The sequence below is a fragment of the Mesorhizobium sp. M1A.F.Ca.IN.020.04.1.1 genome (assembly GCF_003997315.1).
Lineage (GTDB): Bacteria > Pseudomonadota > Alphaproteobacteria > Rhizobiales > Rhizobiaceae > Mesorhizobium.
In genome coordinates, this window is the sequence record NZ_RZSN01000329.1 from 1 (window position 1) to 2,713 (window position 2,713).

Consider the following 2,713-nt stretch of genomic DNA (forward strand, 5'->3'; position numbering starts at 1 on the left):
TCGTGGCGCAGGGCGGGCAGCATGCCGTGTTGCGCGGCGCCGCGGCACTTGCCGTTTCCGGCGTGCTTTCGCCACGCTTCGGCCAGATCTTCACCGCCAAGCGGCAGCGCGAAGGCGACCTTCTGAACGGCGGAGACATCGCGGCATGAGCGAACCCCTGCTGGTCCTCGACAACGTCACCAAGAATTACGGCGCCATCCGGGCGCTGAGGGGCATCAGCTTCTCGATCGCGCGCGGCGAGGTGGTGGCGCTGCTCGGCGACAACGGCGCCGGCAAGTCGACGCTGGTCAAGATCATCGCCGGCGGACTCGAGCCGACCTCGGGTCGCATGCTGTTCGAAGGCAAGGAGTTCCTCGCCAAAACCCCCGCCGAGGCCAAGGCCGCCGGCATCGAGACCGTCTACCAGGACCTCTCGCTCTGCACCAATGTCGACGTGGTGGCCAACTTCTTCATGGGCCGCGAGATCACCCGCAGGGTGCTGGGCGTTCCGGTGCTCGACGAGCGCGCGATGGAGTCAGTAGTGGCGAAGGCGCTGGCCAATGCCGGCACTCGCATTCCCTCGCTGCGCACCAAGGTCGAGCATCTCTCGGGCGGCCAGCGGCAGGCGATCGAGCTCAACCGTTTCGTTCATTGGGGCGGCAAGCTGGTGCTGCTCGACGAGCCCTTCGCCGCGCTCGGCGTCGAGCAGACGCGCCGCGGCCTCGACATGATCCGCAAGGTGGCGAGCCAAGGCATCGGCGTCGTCATCATCACCCACATCATGCAGCAGGCTTTCCAGGTCGCCGACCGGATCGTGGTGATCCGCCAGGGCGTCGTGGCGGGCGACGTTGCCCGCAACAAGACAAGTCCCGATGCGGTGATCAACATGATCACCGGGGAAACGCTTGCCGGTGCCGGACCGGCGGGCTGAGGGACAAATGAGGGGTCCGGCGAAAAGAGGAGCGAACGACATGAAGCGAATGCTACTTTCTGTCTTCGGTATCCTGGCCCTGGCCATTGCCACGCTCACGCCGGCATTCGCCCAGTCCAAGGGTACCGTCTACTACCTGGTGCCGACCTTGCTCGACGAATTCCAGACCGGCTCGGTGAGCGCGCTGGAACTGTTTCTGAAACAGGTCGGCTACGAGATGAAGACGCTGAACGCCGACAACAAAACCGACGCTCAGCAATCGCAGATGAACGACGTGATTGCGCTTAAGCCGAAGGCGATCATCCTCGCCGCGGTCGATTTCAATGCGTTGAAGCCATCCGTTGAAGCCGCCCGCGCGGCCGGCATCCCTGTGGTCGAGTTCGACCGCCAAATCACCGCCACGCCGTCCGACTTCACATCGGTCGCCGGCACGGTCGAGATCGGCCACATTGCGGCGGAGCAGGCCGAAGCGCTGCTGAAGGCCAAGCATGGCTCGGTCAAGGGCAAGATCCTGCAGGTGCTCGGCGATCCCGGCGATCCCTACACGCTCGACATCCAGAAGGGTTTCGAGGAGAAGATGAAGGCGTTTCCGGACGTCAAGATCATCTCGCTGCCCGCCATGCAGTGGGAGGCGAGCAACGCCGGCACCATCGTCGCCGACCAGATCTTGGCCAATCCCGACATCGACCTGATCTTCAGCCACGCTGCGCATCTTTCGGTCGCGGGCGTTGCCTCGCTGGAGGCCGCCGGTAAGAAGCCGGGCGATGTGATGATGATGAGCTCGAACGGCGCGCCGGTCGGCCTCGACCTGATCCGCAAGGGTTGGCTCAACGTCGAAGTCGAACAGCCGCTCTACGCCCAGGCCGCGGCCGTCGCCATGTTCATGGACAAGGTCGTCAACAAGCAGGAGATCAAGCCCGGCGAATATGACGTGCTCGGCCTGAAGTCGGTGGTGACCAAGGAAGCCTGGGGCCCGAACATCAAGATCCCAGGCGCGGCGATAACCAAGGAGAATGTCGACAACCCCGCTTTCTGGGGCAACCTGAAGCCGCCGACGGATACCGTTAAGCCCGTCGAGTAGGCCTTTTCCATCGAGCTCCGGGCCTCCCGGCCCGGAGCCTCGCGGGCCCGCCCCGCGGCAGCCGCATATTCAAATTCGACGCTAACCGGATCGGCCGATGAGCCCACGCACCCGCCACAGTCTCGAGCTTGTGCTCGACAATCTCGTCTGGTTCATGCTGGTCTTCGTGCTGGCCGTGTTCTCGACCCTCATTCCGAACTTCTTCCAGCTCGGCATCTTCGCCAACATCGTCGAGGCTTCGAGCGTGCTGGGCGTCATGTCGATCGGCCTGGCGCTGGTCATCATTGCCGGTCACATGGACCTGTCGGTTGAATCGGTCGCGGCGCTCAGCGCCATGGCGGTCGGCATCATGTTCTGCTCGTCAGGCATCGGCCTCGGCCTGCAGTTGCATCCGGACTGGCTGATGGTGCCGGTCTCGCTCGCCGTAGCCCTGGCGGTGGGAGCCCTTATCGGCGTCATCAACGGTTTCCTCATCGTCAGACTGCGGATGAGCGCCTTCATCATCACGCTTGCCTCCTATATCTGGGTGCGCGGCCTCGTGCTTGTCGTTTCCGGCGGACGCTCGGCGCAGGATTTGGCGCCGGCCATCCGCTGGTTCGGTATCCAGCGGCTCGCCGGCCTGCCGCTCACCGCCTGGATCGCTGTCGGCTGCTTCGTCGTCTTCTCGCTGATTCTCGCCAAGACGCCGTTCGGCCGGCATCTGGTGATGATCGGTGGCAACG

3 protein-coding genes and 1 pseudogene are annotated in these 2,713 nt (G+C 64.2%); all 4 read left to right on the forward strand.

Going from position 1 to position 2,713, the window contains the following annotated elements:
- Positions 1-149: pseudogene (locus tag EOA49_RS34170) on the forward strand (ROK family transcriptional regulator); the annotation flags it as partial.
- Complete coding sequence (locus tag EOA49_RS31410) at positions 146-910, forward strand: ATP-binding cassette domain-containing protein (RefSeq protein WP_067328253.1); 765 nt, start codon at positions 146-148, stop codon at positions 908-910. The pseudogene EOA49_RS34170 and the gene EOA49_RS31410, both read left to right, overlap by 4 nt.
- A gap of 40 nt (positions 911-950) precedes the next feature.
- On the forward strand, positions 951-1,991 hold the full coding sequence (locus tag EOA49_RS31415; protein WP_066995049.1) for a sugar ABC transporter substrate-binding protein: 1,041 nt from the start codon (positions 951-953) through the stop codon (positions 1,989-1,991).
- A gap of 97 nt (positions 1,992-2,088) precedes the next feature.
- Positions 2,089-2,713: ABC transporter permease (locus tag EOA49_RS31420; RefSeq protein ID WP_164749368.1), on the forward strand; the 625-nt coding region annotated here is incomplete at its 3' end.

Bases quoted from the DNA above. Each gene is read 5' to 3' on its own strand.
- EOA49_RS31415 (WP_066995049.1), top strand. From the start codon at position 951: ATGAAGCGAATGCTACTTTCTGTCTTCGGTATCCTGGCCCTGGCCATT.
- EOA49_RS31410 (WP_067328253.1), top strand. From the start codon at position 146: ATGAGCGAACCCCTGCTGGTCCTCGACAACGTCACCAAGAATTACGGC.